The 21,661-nt window shown below is 73.2% G+C and carries 26 protein-coding genes; 10 read left to right on the top strand and 16 right to left on the bottom strand.

All coding sequences use genetic code 11. The features are described from left to right. Positions 1-14: 14 nt before the first annotated feature. From HD557_RS11505 to HD557_RS11485, 5 genes are read right to left on the bottom strand one after another with little or no spacing between them, the layout of a single operon-like run. Positions 15-1,028, bottom strand: coding sequence for an ABC transporter substrate-binding protein (locus HD557_RS11505; protein WP_196873983.1), 1,014 nt, complete (start codon positions 1,026-1,028; stop codon positions 15-17). Further along, positions 1,025-1,816: an ABC transporter ATP-binding protein gene (locus HD557_RS11500; RefSeq protein ID WP_196873982.1), complete on the bottom strand. Its 792-nt coding sequence runs from the start codon at positions 1,814-1,816 to the stop codon at positions 1,025-1,027. The genes HD557_RS11505 and HD557_RS11500 overlap by 4 nt, the downstream gene beginning before the upstream one ends. After that, positions 1,813-2,946: a FecCD family ABC transporter permease gene (locus tag HD557_RS11495; protein ID WP_196873981.1), complete on the bottom strand. Its 1,134-nt coding sequence runs from the start codon at positions 2,944-2,946 to the stop codon at positions 1,813-1,815. Before HD557_RS11495 ends, HD557_RS11500 begins: the two co-directional genes overlap by 4 nt. Then, a complete protein-coding gene (locus HD557_RS11490; protein ID WP_196873980.1) occupies positions 2,946-4,631 on the bottom strand; it encodes a prolyl oligopeptidase family serine peptidase in 1,686 nt (561 codons plus the stop codon). The genes HD557_RS11495 and HD557_RS11490 overlap by 1 nt, the downstream gene beginning before the upstream one ends. Continuing rightward, entirely contained in the window at positions 4,628-5,830 is a 1,203-nt protein-coding gene (locus HD557_RS11485; protein ID WP_196873979.1) for a hypothetical protein, read from the bottom strand. The genes HD557_RS11490 and HD557_RS11485 overlap by 4 nt, the downstream gene beginning before the upstream one ends. A gap of 109 nt (positions 5,831-5,939) precedes the next feature. Between HD557_RS11485 and amiA the strand changes: the two genes are divergently transcribed. From amiA to rpmG, 9 genes are all read left to right on the top strand, one after another. Further along, complete coding sequence (gene amiA, locus HD557_RS28650) at positions 5,940-6,038, top strand: streptamidine family RiPP (protein WP_246321463.1); 99 nt, start codon at positions 5,940-5,942, stop codon at positions 6,036-6,038. A gap of 131 nt (positions 6,039-6,169) precedes the next feature. Continuing rightward, positions 6,170-6,958, top strand: a complete 789-nt coding sequence (locus tag HD557_RS11480) for a hypothetical protein (RefSeq protein ID WP_196873978.1) — start codon at positions 6,170-6,172, stop codon at positions 6,956-6,958. After that, positions 6,955-7,935 (top strand): CocE/NonD family hydrolase, encoded by a 981-nt coding sequence (locus tag HD557_RS11475; protein ID WP_196873977.1) that lies wholly within the window; start codon positions 6,955-6,957, stop codon positions 7,933-7,935. Before HD557_RS11480 ends, HD557_RS11475 begins: the two co-directional genes overlap by 4 nt. Continuing rightward, positions 7,932-9,335, top strand: a complete 1,404-nt coding sequence (locus HD557_RS11470) for a YcaO-like family protein (RefSeq protein WP_196873976.1) — start codon at positions 7,932-7,934, stop codon at positions 9,333-9,335. Before HD557_RS11475 ends, HD557_RS11470 begins: the two co-directional genes overlap by 4 nt. A gap of 13 nt (positions 9,336-9,348) precedes the next feature. Further along, positions 9,349-10,338 carry a hypothetical protein gene (locus tag HD557_RS11465; protein WP_196873975.1) on the top strand — a complete coding sequence of 330 codons (990 nt, stop codon included), beginning with the start codon at positions 9,349-9,351 and terminating at the stop codon, positions 10,336-10,338. After that, positions 10,335-11,993, top strand: coding sequence for an ABC transporter ATP-binding protein/permease (locus HD557_RS11460; RefSeq protein WP_196873974.1), 1,659 nt, complete (start codon positions 10,335-10,337; stop codon positions 11,991-11,993). Before HD557_RS11465 ends, HD557_RS11460 begins: the two co-directional genes overlap by 4 nt. Then, positions 11,990-13,678, top strand: coding sequence for an ATP-binding cassette domain-containing protein (locus HD557_RS11455; RefSeq protein WP_196873973.1), 1,689 nt, complete (start codon positions 11,990-11,992; stop codon positions 13,676-13,678). Before HD557_RS11460 ends, HD557_RS11455 begins: the two co-directional genes overlap by 4 nt. Next, positions 13,675-14,040: an HU family DNA-binding protein gene (locus tag HD557_RS11450; RefSeq protein ID WP_374221681.1), complete on the top strand. Its 366-nt coding sequence runs from the start codon at positions 13,675-13,677 to the stop codon at positions 14,038-14,040. The genes HD557_RS11455 and HD557_RS11450 overlap by 4 nt, the downstream gene beginning before the upstream one ends. Positions 14,041-14,160: 120 nt before the next feature. Then, the gene (rpmG, locus tag HD557_RS11445) at positions 14,161-14,331 is read left to right on the top strand and encodes a 50S ribosomal protein L33 (RefSeq protein ID WP_196873972.1); all 171 of its coding nucleotides are present in this window, start codon (positions 14,161-14,163) and stop codon (positions 14,329-14,331) included. 98 nt (positions 14,332-14,429) lie between these two features. Here rpmG and ykgO read toward each other — a convergent pair whose 3' ends face one another. The 6 genes from ykgO to HD557_RS11415 form a co-directional block, all read right to left on the bottom strand. Further along, the gene (gene ykgO, locus HD557_RS11440) at positions 14,430-14,552 is read right to left on the bottom strand and encodes a type B 50S ribosomal protein L36 (protein ID WP_045547214.1); all 123 of its coding nucleotides are present in this window, start codon (positions 14,550-14,552) and stop codon (positions 14,430-14,432) included. Positions 14,553-14,557: 5 nt separating this feature from the next. Further along, positions 14,558-14,794 (bottom strand): 30S ribosomal protein S18, encoded by a 237-nt coding sequence (rpsR, locus tag HD557_RS11435; RefSeq protein ID WP_141804807.1) that lies wholly within the window; start codon positions 14,792-14,794, stop codon positions 14,558-14,560. A gap of 25 nt (positions 14,795-14,819) precedes the next feature. Next, positions 14,820-14,996, bottom strand: coding sequence for a 50S ribosomal protein L32 (gene rpmF, locus HD557_RS11430; RefSeq protein ID WP_196873971.1), 177 nt, complete (start codon positions 14,994-14,996; stop codon positions 14,820-14,822). A 34-nt stretch (positions 14,997-15,030) separates the two neighbouring features. Further along, positions 15,031-16,149, bottom strand: a complete 1,119-nt coding sequence (locus HD557_RS11425) for a GTP-binding protein (protein WP_196873970.1) — start codon at positions 16,147-16,149, stop codon at positions 15,031-15,033. Next, the gene (locus HD557_RS11420) at positions 16,146-16,409 is read right to left on the bottom strand and encodes a type B 50S ribosomal protein L31 (RefSeq protein WP_008356583.1); all 264 of its coding nucleotides are present in this window, start codon (positions 16,407-16,409) and stop codon (positions 16,146-16,148) included. Before HD557_RS11420 ends, HD557_RS11425 begins: the two co-directional genes overlap by 4 nt. A 78-nt stretch (positions 16,410-16,487) precedes the next feature. Continuing rightward, positions 16,488-17,045 carry a helix-turn-helix domain-containing protein gene (locus tag HD557_RS11415; protein WP_196873969.1) on the bottom strand — a complete coding sequence of 186 codons (558 nt, stop codon included), beginning with the start codon at positions 17,043-17,045 and terminating at the stop codon, positions 16,488-16,490. A gap of 73 nt (positions 17,046-17,118) precedes the next feature. On the opposite strand from HD557_RS11415, the gene HD557_RS11410 reads away from it, so the two are divergent. Beyond that, positions 17,119-18,678, top strand: a complete 1,560-nt coding sequence (locus HD557_RS11410; RefSeq protein ID WP_196873968.1) for a bifunctional NAD(P)/FAD-dependent oxidoreductase/class I SAM-dependent methyltransferase — start codon at positions 17,119-17,121, stop codon at positions 18,676-18,678. Positions 18,679-18,729: 51 nt separating this feature from the next. Here the strand turns inward: HD557_RS11410 and HD557_RS11405 are convergent, their stop codons facing one another. The 5 genes from HD557_RS11405 to rpmB form a co-directional block, all read right to left on the bottom strand. Further along, the gene (locus tag HD557_RS11405) at positions 18,730-19,260 is read right to left on the bottom strand and encodes a hypothetical protein (RefSeq protein WP_196873967.1); all 531 of its coding nucleotides are present in this window, start codon (positions 19,258-19,260) and stop codon (positions 18,730-18,732) included. 5 nt (positions 19,261-19,265) lie between these two features. Next, positions 19,266-19,976: a TIGR03943 family putative permease subunit gene (locus HD557_RS11400; RefSeq protein WP_196873966.1), complete on the bottom strand. Its 711-nt coding sequence runs from the start codon at positions 19,974-19,976 to the stop codon at positions 19,266-19,268. After that, positions 19,973-20,959 carry a permease gene (locus HD557_RS11395; RefSeq protein WP_008356591.1) on the bottom strand — a complete coding sequence of 329 codons (987 nt, stop codon included), beginning with the start codon at positions 20,957-20,959 and terminating at the stop codon, positions 19,973-19,975. The genes HD557_RS11400 and HD557_RS11395 overlap by 4 nt, the downstream gene beginning before the upstream one ends. An 85-nt stretch (positions 20,960-21,044) precedes the next feature. Further along, positions 21,045-21,350, bottom strand: a complete 306-nt coding sequence (gene rpsN, locus HD557_RS11390; protein ID WP_196873965.1) for a 30S ribosomal protein S14 — start codon at positions 21,348-21,350, stop codon at positions 21,045-21,047. After that, positions 21,350-21,586 (bottom strand): 50S ribosomal protein L28, encoded by a 237-nt coding sequence (gene rpmB, locus HD557_RS11385; RefSeq protein ID WP_196873964.1) that lies wholly within the window; start codon positions 21,584-21,586, stop codon positions 21,350-21,352. Before rpmB ends, rpsN begins: the two co-directional genes overlap by 1 nt. Positions 21,587-21,661 lie beyond the last annotated feature (75 nt).

Below are 21,661 nucleotides of genomic sequence, written 5' to 3'. Positions count from 1 at the left end.
GCGCCCCACCCGACTCAGAAGGCGTCGGGGTGCAGCCTCTCCGCGATCGTCCGCACCGCGGCGACGTTGCCGAGCGTGCCCGGGAACGTGTCCGGGGTGCGCAGCGCGACGAAGCGGTCCTCCTTGACGGCGGTGAGGTCGGGGAAGGTCCGGCGCAGGTACGTCTCGACCCGCTCGGCCTCGGCCTGCTCGCGCACGGCGAAGACGATGACGTCCGGGTTGCGCGCGGCGATCTCCTCCGGCGAGACGACCGCGGAGAAGAACTGCTCGAAGAGCTTCTCGTCCGGGCTGAAGACGTTCTCGCCGCCCGCGCGCTCGATCATGTCGTACTCCACCCCCGCGCCGATCGCGGAGAGCGTCTTGCCCTCGACGTAGAGCTGCGCCACGGTGGGCCGCGGGCGGTCCGCCACGGCCTTCTCGACGGCCTCGAGGTCGGCGCGGGTCTCGGCGACCAGCTCGTCGGCGGCCGCCGGGACCCCGAGGATGCTGCCGAGCGCCTCCAGGTCGGTGAACAGGTCCGTGACCTCGCCCGTGGCGCGGCGCTCGGGGCAGCCGCCGGCGGCGACGTACGTGGTCACGCCCGCGTCGGTGAGCTGGTCGATCGTGGCGAAGCCCTGCTCGGCGGTGAACTCGTACTCGGTCGGAGCGACGACGGCGTCGGGCTGCACGTCGAGCAGCTGCTCGCGGGCCGGTGGTGCGTCCGTGCTCAGCTCCGGCACGTCGCTCGCCTTCGCGGCGACGTCCTCGGGGAGCTCGTGCATGGCCGTCTGCGCCTGGCCGACGAGCCGGTCCGCGACCCCGAGGCGCACGAGCAGCTCGGTCTGGGCCGGGCTGAGCCCGACGATCCGCTCGGGAGCGGACTCGACCGTGACCTGGCGTCCGCAGTTCTCCACGGTCACCGGGTAGCCCTCGGCGGCCTCACCGGCAGCCGCCGCGTCGTTCGTGACGCCGGTGCCGCCGCACCCGGTCACGGCCAGGAGCATGAGCGCCGCGACCGGGACGGTGCGCAGCAGTGGGGTGGTGTTCATGTGTTCCTCTCTCGGGCCCGCGCGGACGTCCCGCGCAGGAGCAGGTGTGGGGTGCCGGCCTCCGGATCGGTGATCCGGCTGGCCTCGACACCGAAGACCTCACGCACCAGGTCCGGCGTGAGGATGTCGGCGGGCTCGCCCAGCGCGACGACGCGCCCGCGGTCGAGCACGGCGACGCGGTCGCAGTACGCCAGCGCGAGGTCGAGCTCGTGCAGGGCCACCACGGTGGTGATGCCGAGCTCCGCGACGGTGTGCATCAGCTCGAAGCGGTAGGAGACGTCGAGGTGGTTGGTGGGCTCGTCGAGCAGCAGGAGCTCCGCCTCCTGGGCGATCGCCCGGGCGAGCAACGTACGCTGCCGCTCTCCGCCCGAGAGCCGGTGCACCGGCCGGTCGGCGAGCGCGGAGACGCCCGCCAACGCCATCGCCCGGTCCACGACCAGCCAGTCCGCGGCACTGTCACGGCCGAGCACCCCGCGGTGCGGCGTACGTCCCAGCAGCACGCTCTCGGCGACGGTGAGCCCGAACTCGTCCGGCGGCTCCTGGGCCATCACCGTGACCCGGCGCGCGATGTCGCGGCGGGTCATCGTGGCCACGTCGGTGCCGTCGAGGCGGACGTGGCCCGCGGCCGGCCTGAGGGCGCCGAAGCAGGCTCGCAGGAGCGTCGACTTGCCGCTGCCGTTCGCCCCCAGCAGGCCGAGGACCTCGCCCGGCTCGACCACGACCGAGGCCGCGGTGACGACCTCGCGACTGCCCCGGTTCAGGGTGAGGTCCAGCGTCTCGAGCCTCATCGCGCCATCCCCTGCTCGTCGGCGGCCCGGCCGCGCATCAGCCACAGGAAGAACGGCACCCCGATCAGCGCGGTGATGATGCCCAGCGGCACCTCGGCGGGCGCCGAGACCGTCCGGGCGATCAGGTCGGCGCCGCACAGGAACAGGGCGCCGCCGAGCACCGCGACCGGGACGATGCGCCGGTGGTCGGAGCCGACCAGCACCCGGGCGATGTGCGGGACCACCAGGCCGACGAAGCCGATCCCGCCCGCGACGGCGACCACGGTGCCGGTGAGCAGCGCGGCGGCGAGCAGCAGGACCGACCGCAGCCGGTTGACCCGGACGCCCAGCGCGGTGGCCGTCTCGTCACCCACCTGCAGCGCGTTGACGGCGCGTCCGGTGGTCACCGAGACGCCGAGAGCGACCACGAGGGCCACCAGCGGTCCGGCCAGGTCGGTCATCGTGGCGGCGGAGACGGAGCCCAGCAGGAAGAACATCACGCTGAACACGTTCTGCGCCTCGGTCGTGAGCGTGAGATAGCTCGTGATCGCGCTGAAGAAGGTGCCCAGCGCGACCCCGGTCAGCACCAGTCGCTGCGGGGCGATGCTGCCGTTCTTGTACGCCACCGCGAACACGGCCGCGGTCGCGACCGCGGCGCCCAGGAACGCCGCGGTCCCGACCCAGGCACCGACCGCCGCCGCGCCCAGGACCACGACGGAGACCGCGCCCACGCCCGCGCCCGAGGAGACGCCGATGATCGCCGGCTCGGCCAGCGGGTTGCGTACGACTGCCTGGATGAACACCCCGGCCAGGCTCAGTGCCGCCCCGGCCAGTGCGGCGAGCAGCGCGCGGGGCAGCCTGAACTGCCACACCACCTGGTCCTGGAGCACGGTGTAGGTGCCGTCGCTCATCCACGGCATCCCGGGCAGCAGGTGACCGGTGACCAGACGGGCGGCGTCGAGCGCAGTCAGGTTCACGGTGCCCGACGACGCGGACAGCGCGACGACCACGGCGAGGGCGGCGGCGAGGCCGATGGTCAGCAGCCGGGCGCGCCATCTGCGCCGGGCGATGACGGCGGGGACCTGGCCGGGGGTCCGGGGCTTCTCTGCCGGCGCCTGGTCCGTGGTCACGGCGATGTCGGTGGGGGTCATCACGCTCCTGTGGGTTGGTGAGCTGAGTCGAGGGCGAAGTCGAGGACGGCGGCGGCGAAGTCGTGCACGGAGTCGAGGTGGTTGCCGCCGTGCCCCATCCGCGGGCGGTGGCTACGTACGACGTCGGCGCCGCGCGCCGTGAGCACCTCGGCGAGGCGGTCGGTGGGTGCGGGGGCGACCCGGGAGTCCTCCGCGAACGTGGTCAGCAGGAAGCGCGGCCACTTCCGGCTGGGATAGCGGACGGCGCGCGCGAACGGCGAGTAGTCGTCCATCGCGGCTCGCACCGCGGCGTCGCCAGGGTCGCCGAACTCCTCGCTCCAGTGCCGCGCGCCGGGGTGCTCGGTGAAGCGGTGCGGGTCGAGGGGTGCGGCCGTGCAGGCGACCCCGGCGACGAGGCCCGGCTCGGCGAGCGCCGCGGAGACGGCGACCAGCCCGCCGAGCGAGGCCCCGGCGAGCACCAGCCGGTGCGGGCGGGTGAAGCCGAGGCGTACCAGCTCGCGGGCGACGGTGACGGCGTCGGCGACCGTACGTGCCTTGCCCGCGCCCTGTCCGGCGGTGTGCCACGGGGTGCCGGCTCCGCCGCCACCGCGCAGCCGGGCGGTCACGTGCAGCCCGCCGAGCTCGCACCAGGCGGCGACCGAGGGCTCGAAGCGAGGCAGGTCGACCACGCCGAAGCCTCCGTAGACCTCGAGGAGGGTCGCGCCGCCCGGCTCTCCGGTCAGGACGAGCTCGATCTCGGCGCCGTCGTCCGCGGTCACCGTGGTCAGCCGGGACGGCGGGCCGTGGTTCGTCGAGCGCGCGGCCTCCTCGGCCGGCAGCACCCGCGGTGCCCCGGCCGGCGACTCGGTCCGCACCCAGGCGCGGTCCCGCGCCCAGACCAGACCCGAGACGGTACGCACCGCCTGCTGCTCCGAGATCGCCACGGTCTCTGTCGGCACGAGGACCTCGCCGTCGGCGGTGAGGCGGACCAGGACCGAGTGGCCGTCCCGGACGAGGTGGACCAGGCCGCCGCCGGGAACGGCCTGGGCGTGTACGGGCAGCCCGGGCAGCGTCTCGAGCCGGCATCGTGCCGGTGCCGGTCCGGGCAGCCGGAAGCTCACCAGCTCCTCGCCGGTCACCGCCAGCACCGTGTCGCCGGCCGCGGTGATGCTGCGGACCCGGGGAAGCTCGAGGATCTCCGCGCCGTCGGTGCCGACCAGCCGGGTCCGCTCCCCTCCGGTCCGGGCGACGACCACGCCGACACCGTCACCGACGCCGATCGGCGTCGTGCGCTCGCCGGCGTCGGCGACGAACAGCGTCCGCGCCGGCTCTCCGGGCTGGACCCGCAGGCAGCGACCGGCGGCGTCGACGAGGACCAGGCCCTCGTCGTCCCAGGCCATCCGCGCGTGCCTGACGGCCACCCCCTCGACCTCCGTCACCTTTCGCGACGCCGTGTCCGCCAGCAGCACGCGCCCGTTCTCGGAGCCGTCGTCGCTGACCTCGACGGCGACCAGGCGCCCGTCCGGTGACGGTGCCGCGGCTTGGATCCGTGCGCCCGGGTCGAACACGACCCCGCTGTCCTCGTTCACCAGGACCGGCAGCAGGTCACCAGGGCACCGTGAGAGCCGGAACCGGCCCATCGGCAGCCCCGGGCGGCCTGCCCGTTCCGCACGACGCAGCGCGTCGTGAACGCTCGCGCGGGTCACCGTCCGACCCCGTCGACCTGTGCCTCGGGCGCCCTGATAACGGCCAGGTGGCCTCCCTCGTCGAAGGGTGATCCCAGGTCCAGGGTCGACTCGATGCCTGAGCCACGGACGAGATGGAGCTGGCCGTCGCCTCCGCGGGTGACCGCGGCCAGGTCGGCCGAGACCAGCGCGAGGGCGCGCCGCTGCGCCGACCGGTCGCCCACCGGGTCCCAGGGCGCGACCCCGGGCCGCGGAGCGGCGCTCATCGGCGGCAGCTCTACCTCGCTGAGCCGGCCGTCAGCGAGCATCGCCAGCCGGTCGCCGTCGGGGTGCACGATCGTCCAGGCGACCGTTCCGTCGAGCGCGTCCGGCCGGAACACCAGGCCGTCGCCGGTCCGGGTCACCTCGGCGGAGCCGTCCAGGCTCCAGCGCACCAGGTGGTTCGTCCAGGTGTGCCACTGCGCCGCGTCCGCGTCGGCCCCACGGACGGCGGCGACGATTCCCGCGGCCGGGTCGAGCCGCAGGAAGTACGCCCGTCCCGGAACCGGCCACGGCCAGGTCTCGAGGCGCTCGGGTCGTCCCCCGGTGACCCGCAGCCGCTCGATGCCCGCCTCGGTGGACAGGTGGACGACGCCGGACCGGTGGTCGACGGCGTCGCCGTGGCCGAGATCTCCGGCCAGCTTCAGGCGTTCGCCGCGTACGACCGGGCAGTGGGGGTCGGCCCGGAGCAGGTCGCTCAGCGCGATCACCTCCGCCTCGCCGGGCTCGCGGTGCCGCAGCACGACCATGGGCTCGCCTGTTCCGGTATCCGGAACGATCACGACGCCGGGCTCGCCGGTGCGGACCCGCACCCGCACCGCGGTGGTGCCGCTCGCGTCGGCCAGGTCGACGACCGTGACCAGATCGCTCCACGGCTCCCACGAGGCGCCGAGGCCGGTCGTGACCACGACGTAGCGACCGGTCGGGTCGCAGGCGAGGTGCTCGGCGGGGATCGCGATCGGCACTCTGCGGGCCTGACCTGCGCCGTCGAGCACCACCAGCGTGCCGAGGGCGTCGTCGGCGAACACCGCCCGCGCGCCCCCGGGGGCGCCCGCCGGGAGCGTCAGGACGCCGGCGTGCTCGGCCAGCGTGGCGCTCGACCAGGGGCCGGGCAGGGCGCCAGGATCGAAGGTCCGCCAGCGGCCGGCGCGGTGGTCTGCGAGGACCAGTGTGGGGTTCATGGTCGGAACACTACTGGTATTGGGAATGATTCTCATATACGTTTTGCCGCTGTCCGCACCAGCGGGCCCCGGCGACGCCGGGTCGAACGATCCGACAGAGGAGATACCGATGAACAACGACATCGTGAGCGAGATCGAGGACACCGAGCAGCTGGCGCACCTGTCCGCGTCCCACTCGAACGCGCTGGTCGAGAACCCCTTCGACTGATCGCAGACGGGTGAGCACCACGTGCCGTTCGGGCGAGCTGGCCACCGTCTGATCGCGGGGGCGCCGGGCTGACGAGCCCGGCGCCCCCGGCCCTTCCCCCACCATCGACCACCGAGCAGCCAGGAGCCCCGATGTACCCCAGACACGACTGGCGTCCACTCCCCGCCGCCCGCGGCGAGGTCCGCCTCTCCCCCGACATGCCGGCGCTGCGTACCGGCTCGGGCGACTTCCTCCGGCTGCACGACCTGCCCGGACCCGGCCGGGTCCCGACCTACCGCTACCTCCTGCGCGTACGCCGCGCCGCGCTCGAACGCGAGGAGCGGGTCCGCGCCTCGCGGTGGCCCCAGGGCCGGCGCGAAGTGCTCGTCCTCGGCCGCGACCGGCTCAGCCGCACGCTGGCCGCCGAGCTGGCGCGCTCGGGTGCCGACGTCCGACGCACCGACGGGAGCGACCACGGAAGCGGGCGGACTCCGCGTGCTGATGCCGTCGTGGACGTACGCGAGGCTCCGCAGCGCTCCGAGCCCGACGAGCGCCTGGAGCAGCTCGTCAGCGGTGGAACGGTGCTCCTGCGCGGCCGGCGCGAGGGCAGCCGGATGCTGATCTTCCCGCTCGCCGTCGACGGCAGCGAGGCCACCCCCGACCAGGTCAGCCGCCGCCGGCTGGCCGCGTCCCCCGCCGCCCCCGAGCTCTCCTCGTGGCTCTCCAGCAGCCGCCACGACCCCCGGCCGCTGGCCCGGGCGACCCTGACGCTCACGGTCGCGCGCTGCCTGTCGATCCTGGAGGACTGGGCGGCCGAGGATCCCGCCGTCGCCGAGCACCGGCGCCTGCTGCGCGTCATCGGGGACGGTCTGCGCGAACGTACCCACACGGTCCTCGGGTTCGACGAGCCGGCGCCTCGCCCGCAGGGACCCACCCGGTGACCGATCCCGAGGTCGTTCCCTTCCCGGTCGGCACCCGTGACGGCGTCGTCCTCGGCGGCTGGCTGGCCCGCGCGATCGGCGCCGCCCGGGCCGTGGTGCTCGTGCGCACGCCGTACGACGCCCAGGCCCACCTGCCGCTCGCCCGGTCGCTGGCCCGTCGCGGCTTCGACTGCCTGGTCCAGGACGTACGCGGCCGCTACACCTCCGGCGGCGGCTGGCGGCCCTACGCCGCCGAGGCCCTCGACGGCGTCGACACCATCGACGCCCTGCATCAGCGCTGTCCGCGAACCCCTGTGGTGGCCTACGGCGCCTCCTACGCCGCCCACACCGCCCTCGAGACCGCGCGCGTGGACCGCCGGATGAGCCGGGTGGTCGCTCTGGTGCCGGCGCTCGGCCCTCACGAGACCGCGTACTCCGTCGACGGGACCCCGCAGCACCTGGACCGGCTCGGCTGGTGGGCGATCCACGGCTTCGGCCGCCGGGCCGAGCCCGCGCTGGCGCCCGAGGTCCTCCGGGCCGCGACCGCCGTCGCGGACCGCGAGGGCCCGATGGCTGCCGCGGCCGGTCTCGGCTGGGAGCCGACGCGCCTGGACGCCTTCGGCGACCTCTGGACCACCCCGGCGCTCGACCTGGCCGACCACTTCGGCGACGCCACCGCGCCGCTCCTGGTGGTCACCGGCGATGCCGACCCGTTCGACGCGTACGCCCGCCGGCTGGCGGCCGGGTGGGGCTCCCGCAGCGGAGCGCAGAGCGCCCTGGTCAGCGGCCCCTGGGGCCACGACCTCGGCACCACTGAGCCCGCGCTCCGGGCGGCGTACGACGCTGCCGGCTCCCCCGGCCGCACCATCCTGCGCTGGCTCACCGACGGCGAGCCCGCACCCGGCCAGGAGCTCCGGCTCGATGTCGCCTCCCGGGCCTGGTCCGAGCGGCCACTCGTGACCACGACGACGCCCGCAACCGAGAGAGGACACGCATGACCGGGTCACCGACAGCGATGCCGCCGCTGGACGTCGAGCGGCTGGTGGACAAGGAGACCGGGCTGATCCGGCGGGTGCGCGAGGTGCTCCGCCCCGAGCGGGCGCCGCTGCGCTACACCTCGCTGACGGCCGAGGTCTCCGACGCACGCTGGCTCGGCGACTGGCCGGCCGACCGGGTCTCGCTCGGCACCACCTTCGGAGACGTCGCCGGGGCCCGGATCGCCGCGATCGCGGAGGGGGTCGAGCGCTACTGCGGCAACTTCATCCCGGACGGGCTCGACCCGGCCGAGTTCCGCCTCGGGTCCGCCGCCGAGCTGAGGGACCAGGGCGAACCTGTCATCGAGCTCGATGACCTCCCCTCGTGGAGCGCCGATCAGCTCGCCCGCCCCGACTTCCCCTATCGCGTGCTCGACGACCAGGTGCCGACGCTGTGGAGCCGCTGCCGCGAGCAGCCGGTCACCGGCTACGCCGAGGACGCGGCCGACGTGTGGATGCCGCACGCCCTCGTCGGCCTCAACTGGCGCCAGCGCCGGTTCGCCCACCTGGACCGCGTCTTCCACCTCAACTACGCCGGCATCGCCACCGGGCAGGGCGCCGCCGACGCCCACGACCGCGGGCTTCTCGAGGTCGTCGAGCGCGACGCCCTCGAGGTGTGGTGGCACCACGGCGGACCGGCGCGCGGGATCGACACCGCGTCGGTCTCAGGCCTGAGCGCCGACCTGGAGGGAGCGCCCCTCGACGTCCACGTCGTCCAGATGCCCACCGAGCTGGCCCCTGCCATGGCCGCCCTCGTGCGCGACCGGGAGACGGGTGTCTACGCGGCGGGCTTCTCGGCCTCCACCGACCCGGTGCGGGCCGTACGCAAGGCCGTTCTCGAGGCGGTCCACACCTGGATCTACACCCTCGGCTGCCGCGACGCCGACGGCTGGGTCTTCCAGGCCGTACGCGCCGGGCTGATGGCTCCCGGCCTCTACCTCGACCATCGTGAGGACCGCCGCTACCTCGACGCCGCGGGACCGGACTTCGCGAACGTCCGCGACCTCGGCGCCCACGTCCAGGTCTGGCTCGATCCCCGGGTGCACCGGCTCGCGGAGCGGTTCACCGCACCGGCCCTCGGCACGGTGCCCGTCTTCGAGGTGCCGGCCACCGACGTCGCCGAGGTGCGCCGCCGGCTCCACGAAGGCGGTCACCGGGTCATCACCCGCGACCTCACCACGCGCGACGTGGCGCAGACGCCGCTGCGGGTCGTCCGCACCTTCGTCACCGGCCTGGTGCCGAACGCCCCCGCCGCGTTCCGCTACCTCGGAATGCCGCGCTTCGGCGAGGCCGCGCGACAACGGGGCTGGGCCCCGGCCGACCCCGACGAGCCGCTGGCCCTGTGCCCGCCGCCGCACATGTGAGCGGCAGCCGACCATGACCTCGAGCCTGGCGCTCCTCGAGAGCGCCTTCTCCCCCGACCTCCCGGGCGCTCCGCTGCCGCCGGGGCCGCGCGCGAACCGCTGGCCAGGCGAGCCGGTCGAGGTCGGCGGCGCGGCAGCGACGGCCGTCCACCGGCTGTGGCGGGCGCGTGGCCATCATCCGCGCCCCGACGGGACCCTGACATCCGTCCCGCGCCGGGCGGTGCCCTCGGCGGGCGGCTGCTACCCGGTGCAGTGGCACCTGGTGGTGCCTCCCGGCCGTGGCGGCCACCTCCGGCCGGGGCGCTACGTCTACCATCCGGAGACCGAGCATATGGTGCGCCGGCTCGATCCGGGCAGCCCGATCCCGCCGGGCCCAGCCGAGATCGTCGTCACCGTTCAGCCCGGCCGCACCTTCGGCCGCTACCGTCACCGGGCCTGGCCGCTGTGGGTCGCCGACGCGGCGTACGCGCTCGAGGCGCTGCTGCTGCTGGTCCCGGGGGCACACCTGCCCGAGGACTGGTCAGATCTCGCGCTCGCCCACCACACTCTCGGCCTGCCCCGCGCGACCCAGACGGCGTGGTGGCTCGAGCGTGGCCTCGCACCCGAGATCGCCCTGGCCCGGATCAGGCTTCCGCTCGCACCTCACCTCGACGAGGTCGCGTGCTCCGCGATGAGCTCGCGGCGCAGCCCGGCGCTCGATCGCTTCGACCGCCGCTGCTCCCGGGGCGCCGCCTCGCCGGACGTCGCCGAAGTGGCCCGGCAGAGCGGTCAGTCCTGGGTGCTCGGCGCCGACCGTGTCGTCTCCTGGGAGCGTCCCGAACGTCTCGACGGCGTCGGCTACGCCCGGCTGTGGCAGCTCCACCGCGAGGCCGCCCGGCACACCTACGCCCTGAACGCCCGAGGCCACGGCGTCCGCGCCGTCTCCGGGTTCTGCACACCGCCGGCGGGCTCACCGCCGCTGGTCCATGCCCTCGCCATCCTCGAGAACGGAGCCGACGGATGATGGTCGACACCCTGCTGCTGCGCACCGCGCTGCGACATCCCGGACCCGCCGCGACCACCGTCGGACTGCAGGTCCTGGTGACCGCCACCCACCTCCCTCAGGCCTACGCCCTGGCGCAAGGACTGTTCGCCGTGGTCGACGGCGACGAGGACCGCGCGGTGGCGGCAGCGGTGTGGATCGCGGGGATCGTGGCCGCACGCTGGCTCCTGTCGTGGATGCAGGCGCGCGCCGCGGCACGGCTGGGAGAGGACGTACGCCTCGCCGTGCGCGACGAGGCGCTGCGCGGCGTCCTGGTGCCAACGGCCCTGCACGACCCCGGCCGGCGCGACGGCGGTGTCCGCACGGCGCTCGTCGACGGGGTCGACGGGGTCGACGCGTACGTCACCCGCTACCTGCCGGCCCTGGCCGAGGCCCTCGTGCTGATCCCGGTCGTGACCGTCCTGCTGGTTCTCGTCCACCCGCTCACCGGCCTCGCTGCCGGTCTGGCGGCCGCCGCCGCGCTGCTGGCTCCGCTGCTGTGGAAGCGGCTCATGCGCCGGCGCTCCGACGACCACTGGGACACCTACGAGGGCCTGGGCTCCGACCTGCTCGAGGCCCTCCGCGGGATGTCGACGCTGCGCCTGCTCGGCCAGGTCGGGACGACGCGTGCCCGGATGGCCCGGCGGAGCCACGACCTGCACCGCGCGACGGTGCGGGTGATGCGTACGTCGCTGCTCGACACCGCGCTCATCGACCTCGCCGTCCAGGGTGGCACCCTCGCGGCCGCCGGCCTCGCCCTCGTGGCCAGCGTGAACGGGAGCGGGGTGCCGCCCGCCGAGCTCTACCTGGCACTCATGCTCGTCAGCGAGGTCTTCCGGCCCATCCGGGACCTCGCCGGCGCCTGGCACGCGGGCTATCTCGGCACCTCCGCCGTCCCGGCGCTGCGAAGGCTCGGCGTCGGCCGGGACCACGGCACCGGGACGAGCGGCCCGGCCGAGGACGACCGGCAGCCATCCCCCGGAGCGGCGCTCGTCCTCGACGACGTCTCGTTCGCCTACCCCGACGGACCGGCGATCCTCGACGGCGTCCATGCCGCCTTCGAGCCCGGCGCGGTCACCGCCGTCGTCGGCCCGAGCGGCGCCGGGAAGACCACCCTCCTCGACCTGGTCCTCACCCACCTCTCCCCCACCAGCGGCCGGGTCCTCCTCGGCGACCGCCCGGTGCGTACCTCCGATGTCGCGGTGGTCTCGCAGCGGCCGGTGCTCTTCGAGGGAACCGTCCGCGAGAACCTCCGCGTCTCCCGCCCCGACGCGAGCGATCCGGACCTGTGGGAGGCATGCGCGGCGGCCGGCATCGAGGAGGAGGTACGCCGCCTCCCCGCGGGCCTCGACACCCCGATCGCCAGCGCCGGAGCGAGCCTGTCCGGCGGTCAGCGCCAGCGGATCGCGCTGGCCCGGGCCGTCCTCTCGGACCGGCCGATCCTGCTCGCCGACGAGCCGACCAGCGCCCTCGACCCGGCCGCGGCACGCACCGTCACCGCCACGCTCGCACGGCTCTCCGCCGACCGCATCGTGGTCGTGGTCGCCCACCGCGAGGAGTCGCTCGACGGGGTCGAGCGCGTCCTCGAGCTCGCTGACGGGCACCTCACCCCGCTGCTCGACGGGAGCCACGTATGACCGCCACGACCGCGCGGCCCCTCACCGGCCTGCTCGGACACCTGGGCAGCGAGCGCCGCGCCATCGCCGCCACCATCGTGCTCGTCGCCGTCAGCCAGGTGTGCCTGGGGGCGATCTCGGTGCTGCTGGCCGCCGCCGTCGGCCATGCCGTCGTGCTCCGCAGCGCGCCCCCGGGCTGGCTCTGGGCACTGCTGGCCGGTCTCGTGGTTCTCCGGGCAGTGTTGACCTGGGGCGAGATGGACGCCTCCCACGCGCTCGCGTTCCGGGTGCTCGCCCGGCTCCGGATGGCGCTCTTCGACCGCTATGCGGTCGCGCTGCCGACCAGACGTCGCGAGAACGTCGGCCGGGCCGCATCGACCGCGATGAGCGACACCGAGCGTCTGGAGTTCTTCTACGCCCACACCGTGGCCCAGCTCGTGGCCGCGGCCGTCAACGCGCTCCTCGGCTTGGTCCTCCTCGCCGTCGTGGAGCCGGTGCTCGCGCTGGTCACCCTCACCGGGCTCGCGCTCGTGCTCTCGACCGTTCCGCTCGGCGGGCGCCGTTTGGAGACGCTCGGAGGCGAGGTGGTCGAGGCGACCGGCGCCCTCTCCGACCGTGTCGTCGACGTGCTCGGCGGTCTGCGCGAGGTGCTGGGCTACGGCATCCACGGACCGGTGCGCCGTCAGATCAGGGAGACCGGCGCCGCGGCCGCCCGGGCGGCGGGCAGGCTCGAGACCACCCATCGCGTTCTCGCCGGCGCGCGCGAGGCCGCGGTGACGCTCGTCGGCGTGGGCGTGCTGGTCGGCGTCATCGGCCGTGACGTCGCCGCCGAGCAGGTCGCCGCCCTCGTCGTCCTCGCGCTCGCGACGGTCGCACCGGTCGCCGAAGCGGCCGCCACCTGCGCCCGGCTGCCCGCCCTGCGTGCTGCCGCCGCTCGCGTCGGCAAGGAGCTCGCCCGCCCGGCCGCGCTCACCCGTGACACCCCGGTGGCCGCTCCGCCCGAGGGACCGCTCGGCCTCGTGATGAGCGAGGTGGGCTTCGGCTACGACGACCGCCGGGTGCTCGACGGCTTCGACCTGACCATCGCTCCCGGCGAGCACGTGGGCCTCCGCGGAGCCTCCGGAGCGGGGAAGTCCACCGTGGTGGCCCTCGCCGGCCGGCTCTGGGACCCGGACACCGGGACCGTCGCGCTGTCGGACTCCGACTCGCGCCAGGTGGCGATCTCGGCGGTCGACGACGTCGACCTGCGGGCCGCGCTGGCCGTCGTCGAACAGGACGGCGCACTCTTCAGCGGCACCGTGCGCGAGGCCGTCGCCGCCCCGTCGACGACCGACGCCGAGATCGAGGACCTGCTCGCCCGCCTCGGGCTCGCGGGTACGGTCACGCCGGGGAGCCACATCGGCGAGGGCGGCCTCCGCCTCAGCGGCGGGCAGCGGGCCCGGCTACGGCTGGCGCGTGCCGTCCTGCACCGCCCGCGGATCCTCATCCTGGACGAGCCGACCGCCGACCTGGACGAGGCCTCCGCCCGGCTGGTCACCGACCTGCTCGGCACGGTCCCGGCCACGATGCTGGTGGTCTCCCACCGCCACCGGACCCTGGGCGCGATGGACCGGGTCGTCGACATCGTGCCGCCCGAGCCCTCTGCAGACCCCGGAAACCCCCGCAGAGCCCGTAACCACGCGGGACACGCGGCGCGTGAACGTTGAAGATCCCCAGGTCTGGCCTACGCTGGCGACGAGCCGCATCTCGTCAACCTTTGCGGCTCGGATCAACGATTAAAGGAGATCGCATGAACCGCACCGACCTGGTGAGCGAAATCGCCAAGCAGGCCGAGATCACCCAGACGCAGGCCTCCGCCGCCCTGGGTGCCGCCATCGAGGCGATCAGCGCGGCCGTCGCTGACGGCGACAAGGTCACGCTGCCCGGCTTCGGTACGTTCGAGTCGCGCGAGCGCTCGGCTCGCACCGGCCGCAACCCGCAGACCGGCGCCGAGATCAAGATCCCGGCCTCGAAGGGCCCGGCGTTCAAGGCCGGCTCCGCATTCAAGGAGCGGGTCGCCAAGGGCTGAGTCCCTGGACACCTGAGAAGGGCCGGATCGATTCGATCCGGCCCTTCTCGCGTTTTCCTATCACCAGCCTCGCACTATCATGTAAGTGATAATCGTTCTCATGAGGATTAGAGGTTGAGCATGGCTAGCAGGTCATCGGACGTACGCCCCAAGATCAAGCTCCGTTCCACCGCAGGCACGGGCTACACCTACATCGGCATGAAGAACCGCCGAAACACTCCCGACCGGATCGTGCTCCGCAAGTACGACCCGGTGGTGCGGCGCCACGTCGAGTTCCGCGAGGAGCGCTGACACTGGCGGCACTCCGTGACGCCCTCTGGTGATCATGGCTCCCGATGCACGACGGCGCCGAGCCCCGACAAGGGACTCGGCGCCGTCGGCGCGTCTGATCAGCCCTGCCGGGCCTTCAGCCGTGGGTTCAGCTTGTTGATGACGTAGACCCGGCCGCGGCGGCGTACGACCTGGGACCCGGGCTGGTTCTTCAGCGACCGGATGGAGTTGACGACCTTCATGGGGACTATCCCTTCGTGCTCGTGTAGGGCAGCAGCGCGACCTCGCGGGCGTTCTTGATCGCCTTGGTGACGGCGCGCTGCTGCTGCGGGGTGAGTCCGGTGACGCGGCGGGAGCGGATCTTGCCGCGGTCGGAGATGAACGTACGCAGCAGCTGCACGTCCTTGTAGTCGACGTAGGTCACGTCTGGTGCCAGCAGCGGCTTGCGCCGCTTGCGGACGGGGGACGGTGGTCGCTTGGGCATCTGATCGTTTCCTTCCAGCGGAGTCTCAGCGGAGCTTGGCGGGGTCGACGTAGCCGCGCTGGACGGCGCGGACCAGGCGACGGGGCACGTCGTGGGTCTCTCCGTCGACGGTCACCGGCACGAGCGCGACCGGGGTCGCCTTCCAGCTCGAGCGGCGGTGGCGGGTGTTGCTGCGCGACATCTTGCGCTTCGGTACGGCCATGGCGGCCTCCTTCGGTGGTTGATGCGGGTCCGGGTCAGGCGGCGCGGCCGATGGGGCCGAGCCAGTCCTCGAGCCCGTCCCAGGACTCCTCCCAGATCTGACCGCGCTGGGCGATCTCCTGGTCGGTGAGCAGGGCGCGCTCGAAGGCGCGCGGGATCTCGTCGGCCTCCTCGTCGATGCCGACCACGACGATCCGGGTGAGCCGATCGGTACGACCCCACTTCTGGGTCGAGCCCACGCTCGCCTGGCCGCCGGCTCCGTCCCACACGCAGATGTCGTCGGGCCGGGTCGGCACCCAGAAGCAGCCGCGCGAGCGACGCGGGCCGCCACCCAGGATCTCCAGCTCGTCCTGGAACCGGATCGGATGGATCGGACGGTCGGAGCGCAGGTCGAGCCGCCATGCACCGCCCTCGGGCAACGGCGGCAGCTCGTTGCGGCGCACCTCCGCGACCCAGGCCTCCACCGCGTGGTGGCGGTGCACACCGGCGACCAGGCCGGCGGCGTCGAGGAGCGAGGGGTCGGTCACCACCGGCGTACGCGGCCGGGCGAGGGTCGCCACCAGCGACTCCTCCTCGGGCTCGGGGGTCTCCGTGAGGCAGACGACGTCGGCGTACTCCACGATCGCGCTGGCGACCTCGGCGACGCCACGGCGGTCGTCCTCGGAGGTGGCGAGACCGCGCTCGTCGAGGAGGTCGGGACCGAGCAGGTCCTCAGCCACCGTCGTGCCCTCGAGCGCCGCGACGACGGCGGAGATGCCGATGTGCGGGGCCGTCCGGGGCGCCCAGGCGAGCACCCGGCAGACCTGGACCGCCTCGGCGGCGACCGGAAGGCAGGCCACGATGCTCCCCCAGCGGCTCTGGGCGGCGAGGCGCTCGAGCGTCGGCACGATGTCCTCGCGGATGGCGCAGGCGACGCAGGCGTGGGCGAGGTTGATCTCCTCGTGCTCGATCACCCCGGTGACGTCGCTGACGACACGGGTGAGCAGCTGGCGCTCGGGGTCGATGACATGGCGGACCGTGACCGCGTCGGGCAGGCCGAACTGGAGCGAGATGGTCGCCGAGAGCATCGCGCCCTCCTCGACACCGCTCACCAGGATCACCGGCACCTTGGGGCGCGACAGGTTGCGGGGCGACCGCGGACGCGGCGTACTCATCGATCGCGCCCGTAGCGGCGCTTGAAGCGCTCGACCCGGCCCTCGGTGTCGACCACGCGGCCGCGGCCGGTCCAGAACGGGTGGCTGGCGCTGGAGACGTCGACGTCGACGACCGGATAGGTCTCGCCGTTCTCCCAGGTGACCCGCTCATGGTCGTCGGCGAGACGCTCGACGAGCGTCGACCGCATCAGGAAGAGCTTGTCCGCCGAGCGGTCGCGGAAGACGACCGGCCCGGAGACGGGATGGATGCCTTGCTTCATGGGGACCTCCCGTTGTGGTTAATGATAACGATTCTCATCTTACCCACAACCTGCCCGTTATTCACATCGAGGTGAGACTCACCCCTCGGCGGTGTGGGTGTGCATGCGTACGCCGTCGCTGTTGAAGATGCTCAGCACCTGCGCCGGGCGAGACCCGGTCGCGAAGATCGCGTGCGGAACTCTGGTGTCGAACTCGGCGGCCTCGCCGCGGGTCAGCACCAAGTCGCGGTCGCCCAGCAGCAGCCGCAGCTTGCCGGAGATGACGTAGAGCCACTCGTAGCCGTCGTGGACCCGCGGCTCCGGCACCTCGGTCACCGGCTCGTAGGTGATCTTGAAGGTGTTGACCGGCGATCCCTCGGGAGTCAGCGGCGCGATCTCCATGCCGTCGCGGCGGATCACCGGGCGGCGCACCCGCGGGTCCGGGACCGACGGCGTCACCAGGCTGTCGAGGCCGACGCCGAGGTGGCGGGTCAGCGGGATCAGCAGCTCCAGGCTCGCCTGCCGCTTGCCCGACTCGAGCCGGGACAGCGTGCTCGGCGACATCTCCGCCATCGCGGCCAGCTGCTCGAGCGTCCATCCCTTGCTGTGCCGGATCGCCCGGATCCGCGGTCCGACCTGCTTGAGCTCGTCGATCATGTGCTCCACCTCGCATTTGCCATTTCAGCAAGAACCCTTGCCGTTCTTTCATTGTGCCACTGAACTGGATGACATGAACACACACCCAGAACACCTCGACGTGATCGTCATCGGCGGCGGTGCCGCCGGACTCTCCGCGGCCCTCATGCTGGGCCGCTCCCGCCGCCGGACCCTCGTGGTCGACTCCGGCCTCCCCCGCAACCGTTTCACGACCCACATGCACGGCGTCCTCGGCCACGAGGGCATCGACCCCGCCGAGCTGCTGCGCACGGGGCGCGAGGAGCTGGCTGCGTACGACGTGGGGATCCGGCCGGGCCGCGTCGCCCGCCTCGACGAGACCGACGACGGCGTGAGCGTCATCCTCGAGGACGGCGAGCGGCTGACCGCCCGCGTCGCGATCGTCGCGACCGGGGTCACCGACGAGCTCCCCGACATCCCCGGCCTCGCCGAGCGCTGGGGCGCCACCGTGCTGCACTGCCCCTACTGCCACGGCTGGGAGGTGCGCGACCGGCGGATCGGCGTGCTGACCACCTCACCGCTCGGCATGCACCAGGCACAGCTGATCCGTCAGTGGAGCGACGACGTCGTCGTCTTCACCGCCGGACTCGGCGAGATCGAGGAGGCCGACGAGCGGCGGCTGCGGGCACGTGGGGTCACGCTCGTCCCGGAGCCCGTCGTGGAGGTCCTCGGCGAGGGCGACCAGGTCACCGCGGTGCGCACCGCCGACGGGTCCACCACCGAGGTCGGCGCCATCTTCACCGCCGGCACGCTGCGCCCGCACGACGGCTTCCTCACCCACCTCGGCCTCGAGCGCACCGACACCCCGGTCGGCAGCTTCCTCGCCGTCGACGCGACCGGCAAGACCAGCAGCGACCGGATCTGGGCGGTCGGCAACGTCTCCAACCCGATGGCCAACGTCCCGATCAGCATGAGCGCGGGCACGATGGCCGGCAGCTTCGTGAACGCGACCCTGGTGACCGACGACTTCGACCGCGCCGTCGCCGGGCCCGCTCCGGTGGACTTCTGGCAGGAGAGGTACGCCGGCAGCGACCGGATCTGGTCCGGCAAGGTCAACACCGTGCTCGGTGACATCGCCGCCGGCCTCGAGCCCGGGACCGCGCTCGACCTCGGCTCCGGCGAGGGCGCCGACGTCATCTGGCTGGCGCAGCACGGCTGGCGGGCCACCGGCATCGACATCTCCGACAACGCCGTCAGCCGCGGCAAGGAGGCCGCGCGGACCGCCGGACTGGCCGAGGAACAGGCCAGGTTCGTCGTCTCCGACCTCTCCGACCCGGCCGTCCTGGACCGGGGCTACGACCTGGTCACCGCGAGCTTCTTCCACTCCCCCGTCGAGCTGCCCCGCACCGACATCCTGCGCCGGGCGGCTGCTCTGGTGAACGCCGGCGGCCACCTGCTGATCACCTCGCACGCCGCGGCGCCGCCGTGGGCGGACGCCTCCGCCCACGAGCACCGCTTCCTCGACGCCAAGGAGGAGCTGGCGGAGCTCGAACTGCCCGAGGACGAGTGGGAGACGGTCGTCCTCGAGCACCGGCACCGTGCCGTGACCAGCCCGTCCGGAGAGCCGGCGACGCTCGAGGACGCGGTCGTCCTGCTCCGCCGCCTGAGCTCCTGATGGGGCAGCGAGTCACACCAGCCCCAGGGATACCCGGTTGACCGGGTATCCCTAGCCCGCCGTGCCGCAGCTCTCGGTGAGGAACTCGCCGAGCCGCTCGTAGGCCATGTTCTGCGCCTCGCTGCGCTCGAGCGGGTCCTCGCCGCGCCCGGTGCGCAGCGCGTCCTCGATCATCATCCGCACACCCTCGACGGCAGCGGCCGGGGTGGCCTCCGGGACACCCATCGACTGCAGGTCCGTGGCCGCCAGGCCCAGCGCGGTCTCGTTCTCGTCGTTCGGGGTGGACATCTGTGCGGCGTGGGCGTTCGCCATGGTCTGTACGGCACCGCAGAACTCCTCCAGGGACGCGACCGGTCCCGCGGCGACCGGCGCAGCCGAGGACCCCGCGCCGGAGGGGCCGGACGCCGCCGGGGCGTCGGAATCGCCGAGGTCGCGGGTCAGCACGACGACGCCGATCGCGACGGCGATCAGCGCACCGATGATGAGCGCACGCGGCGGGTGGGGCAGGCGGTCGCGCCAGGTGGGCTCGCGCAGAGCTTCGGCCCGCCGGGCCGGGTTGCCGGAGCGTCTCGGGTCGCCCATGCGTCTCACTGGTAGGTGTTGGCCGGCGCCTCGCGCGGCTCGACCGAGGAGGCCTCGATGGCGGTCTCCGACTTGCCGCCCGGCGCGGTGCCCTCGACCCAGCGGCCGGTGACCGCGACCCAGGAGTCGCGCTCCGGGGCGTCGTCGTAGTCCTCCACCCGAACCCGGGAGGCGCTCGCGTCGGCAGCGCAGCAGGCGATGGCGATGCGGGTTACGTACCAGTTGCCGTTCTCGTCGGTGCTGACGAAGCCGGTGAGGCGTACGTCGCGGTCCTTGATCGTTGCACCGTCCTCGACCCCGGCTCGCCACATGAACTCGGCGACCTCGACGTCGACCGGCCCGTCCGAGGCCGGCAGCGGCAGGATCTCGGCGTCGGGAGCGGCCGCGACCGGGTCGTCGGCACGACGCTCGGCGAGGTAGGCACCCAGCGACGGCGGGCTGGCCACGAAGACGATCACGCCGGGCACGATCGCGAGCCAGGTCATCGCCGGAACCTTGTGACCGTGCCCCTCGTGCCCGTCGTGGTCGTCGCCGTCCTCCTCCGGCGCGGGGCGCAGCAGCATCCACAACGTCAGCCCGAGCAGGACCACGCCGGTGGCGACCAGCGGCCACTTCATCCAGCTGGTGACGTACCTCAGATAGCCGTCGCCGAGGGAGAGCCGCAGCAGGACGGCGCCGAGGAAGCCGACCACCAGGGCCTGGGTCGTACGAGTCACAGCAGCCACCATCCGATGCCGACGGCGGAGGCGACCGCCGTGATGATCACCAAGGGTACGAAGCGCAGGGCGAAGCCCATGCCGAACTGGCCAGCCTCCATGGAGGCGAGCTTGATGTCCATCGCCGGGCCGACGACGAGGAAGACGAGCTTCGCGGTGTCGGAGAAGGCGGTGAACGAGGCGGCGACGAAGGCGTCGGACTCCGAGCAGAGCGCCACGATGAACGCGAACAGCGCCAGCGTCGCGATCCCCAGCACGGCCTGACCCGCGACGGTGTTGACCACCGAGCGGGGTACGAAGGTGTTGACCGCCGCGGCCAGCATGGCGCCCAGCACCAGGAAGCCGGAGGCGTGCAGGAAGTCGTGACTGACGTTGCCGAGGAACGACCGCTCGTGGGCGTGCTCGTCACGGCCGAGGTTGGTGAGCCGCTCGAGCAGCAGCTTGCCGCGGGCGAGCATGATCCAGCCGACCGCCACCGCGGTGATCAGCGAGGCCAGGAACCGGGCCAGCACCATCACCGGCTGGCCGGGGAAGGCCACCGCGGTCGAGACGAGCACGGCCGGGTTGACCGCCGGAGCGGCCAGCAGGAAGGTCAGCGCGACCGCCGGCGCGACGCCTCGGCGGATCAGCGAGTTGGTCACCGGCACCGCGGCACACTCGCAGCCCGGCAGCCCGATCCCGGCCAGGCCGGCGACCGGGACACCGAGCGCCGGGCTCCTGGGCACGATCTTGCTCAGCGCCTTCTCCGAGAGGAACGTCGAGATGACGGCGCTGAGCAGCACGCCGCCGAGCAGGAACGGAGCCGACTGCACCACGATGGCGACGAAGATCGTGCCCCAGGTGTTGAACAGGTCATGGTCCAGCAGCGGCAGCAGCCAGCGCTGGGAGAGCAGGATGACCAGCAGGACGATCGCGACGACCTCTGTCTGCCCCAGCCTGAACCCAGGCTTCTCGGCCGCCCGCACCGGGGTCTTCGTACTCATGGGGCGTCTGTTTAGCACAGCTCGATGACGGCCCGGTAGCGCCTCGCCGACTCGGAATGGTTCCGGTTAGGCTTTTGCCCGCGCGTCACCAGCTCGACTTGGTGATCCCCGGCAGATGCCCCTTGTGCGCGAGCTCGCGGAACCGGATCCGCGACACGCCCGCCTTGCGCAGATATCCCCGCGGCCGGCCGTCGACCTGGTCGCGGTTGCGCAGGCGTACCGGTGAGGAGTCGCGCGGGAGACGCGACAGGGCTCGGACGGCCTCCGCCTGCTGGGCCGAGCCCGGCTCCGCGGCGCGGATCTCCTCCTTGAGGGCGGCTCGGCGCTCGGCGTACCTCGCCACGATCTCGCGGCGCTTGGCCTCGGCCGCGATCTTCGACTTCTTGGCCATCAGACCTTCTCCCCCCGAGCGCGCATCTCGGCGACGACGGCGTCGATGCCGCGTACGTCGATCTGCTTGATCGCGTTGGTGCTGAGCCGCAGGGTGACCTTCCGGCCCAGGCTGGGGACGTAGTAGGTCTTCTTCTGCAGGTTCACCTCCCAGCGTCGCCGGGTCGCCTTCTTGGACCAAGGGCGGTTGTTGCCGAAGCCGGGGCGGGCGCCGGTGACCTGACACGTGCGTGACATGAGAGCCTTTCGTGTTATTCGGAATCATTCCCAGTATGCCATACGACGCCCCGCCGCACTGAACACGGGATCCAT

The sequence above is a fragment of the Nocardioides luteus genome (genome assembly GCF_015752315.1).
Classification (GTDB): Bacteria; Actinomycetota; Actinomycetes; order Propionibacteriales; family Nocardioidaceae; genus Nocardioides.
This window is presented reverse-complemented; position numbering and strand designations above follow the sequence as displayed.

What these genes read in the sequence shown, in the direction of transcription:
- HD557_RS11505 (WP_196873983.1), bottom strand. Translation starts at nt 1,028, where the DNA reads ATGAACACCACCCCACTGCTGCGCACCGTCCCGGTCGCGGCGCTCATG.
- HD557_RS11500 (WP_196873982.1), bottom strand. Translation starts at nt 1,816, where the DNA reads ATGAGGCTCGAGACGCTGGACCTCACCCTGAACCGGGGCAGTCGCGAG.
- HD557_RS11495 (WP_196873981.1), bottom strand. Translation starts at nt 2,946, where the DNA reads ATGACCCCCACCGACATCGCCGTGACCACGGACCAGGCGCCGGCAGAG.
- HD557_RS11485 (WP_196873979.1), bottom strand. Translation starts at nt 5,830, where the DNA reads ATGAACCCCACACTGGTCCTCGCAGACCACCGCGCCGGCCGCTGGCGG.
- amiA (WP_246321463.1), top strand. Translation starts at nt 5,940, where the DNA reads ATGAACAACGACATCGTGAGCGAGATCGAGGACACCGAGCAGCTGGCG.
- HD557_RS11480 (WP_196873978.1), top strand. Translation starts at nt 6,170, where the DNA reads ATGTACCCCAGACACGACTGGCGTCCACTCCCCGCCGCCCGCGGCGAG.
- HD557_RS11470 (WP_196873976.1), top strand. Translation starts at nt 7,932, where the DNA reads ATGACCGGGTCACCGACAGCGATGCCGCCGCTGGACGTCGAGCGGCTG.
- HD557_RS11465 (WP_196873975.1), top strand. Translation starts at nt 9,349, where the DNA reads ATGACCTCGAGCCTGGCGCTCCTCGAGAGCGCCTTCTCCCCCGACCTC.
- HD557_RS11460 (WP_196873974.1), top strand. Translation starts at nt 10,335, where the DNA reads ATGATGGTCGACACCCTGCTGCTGCGCACCGCGCTGCGACATCCCGGA.
- HD557_RS11455 (WP_196873973.1), top strand. Translation starts at nt 11,990, where the DNA reads ATGACCGCCACGACCGCGCGGCCCCTCACCGGCCTGCTCGGACACCTG.
- rpmG (WP_196873972.1), top strand. Translation starts at nt 14,161, where the DNA reads ATGGCTAGCAGGTCATCGGACGTACGCCCCAAGATCAAGCTCCGTTCC.
- ykgO (WP_045547214.1), bottom strand. Translation starts at nt 14,552, where the DNA reads ATGAAGGTCGTCAACTCCATCCGGTCGCTGAAGAACCAGCCCGGGTCC.
- rpsR (WP_141804807.1), bottom strand. Translation starts at nt 14,794, where the DNA reads ATGCCCAAGCGACCACCGTCCCCCGTCCGCAAGCGGCGCAAGCCGCTG.
- rpmF (WP_196873971.1), bottom strand. Translation starts at nt 14,996, where the DNA reads ATGGCCGTACCGAAGCGCAAGATGTCGCGCAGCAACACCCGCCACCGC.
- HD557_RS11425 (WP_196873970.1), bottom strand. Translation starts at nt 16,149, where the DNA reads ATGAGTACGCCGCGTCCGCGGTCGCCCCGCAACCTGTCGCGCCCCAAG.
- HD557_RS11420 (WP_008356583.1), bottom strand. Translation starts at nt 16,409, where the DNA reads ATGAAGCAAGGCATCCATCCCGTCTCCGGGCCGGTCGTCTTCCGCGAC.
- HD557_RS11415 (WP_196873969.1), bottom strand. Translation starts at nt 17,045, where the DNA reads ATGATCGACGAGCTCAAGCAGGTCGGACCGCGGATCCGGGCGATCCGG.
- HD557_RS11410 (WP_196873968.1), top strand. Translation starts at nt 17,119, where the DNA reads ATGAACACACACCCAGAACACCTCGACGTGATCGTCATCGGCGGCGGT.
- HD557_RS11405 (WP_196873967.1), bottom strand. Translation starts at nt 19,260, where the DNA reads ATGGGCGACCCGAGACGCTCCGGCAACCCGGCCCGGCGGGCCGAAGCT.
- HD557_RS11395 (WP_008356591.1), bottom strand. Translation starts at nt 20,959, where the DNA reads ATGAGTACGAAGACCCCGGTGCGGGCGGCCGAGAAGCCTGGGTTCAGG.
- rpsN (WP_196873965.1), bottom strand. Translation starts at nt 21,350, where the DNA reads ATGGCCAAGAAGTCGAAGATCGCGGCCGAGGCCAAGCGCCGCGAGATC.
- rpmB (WP_196873964.1), bottom strand. Translation starts at nt 21,586, where the DNA reads ATGTCACGCACGTGTCAGGTCACCGGCGCCCGCCCCGGCTTCGGCAAC.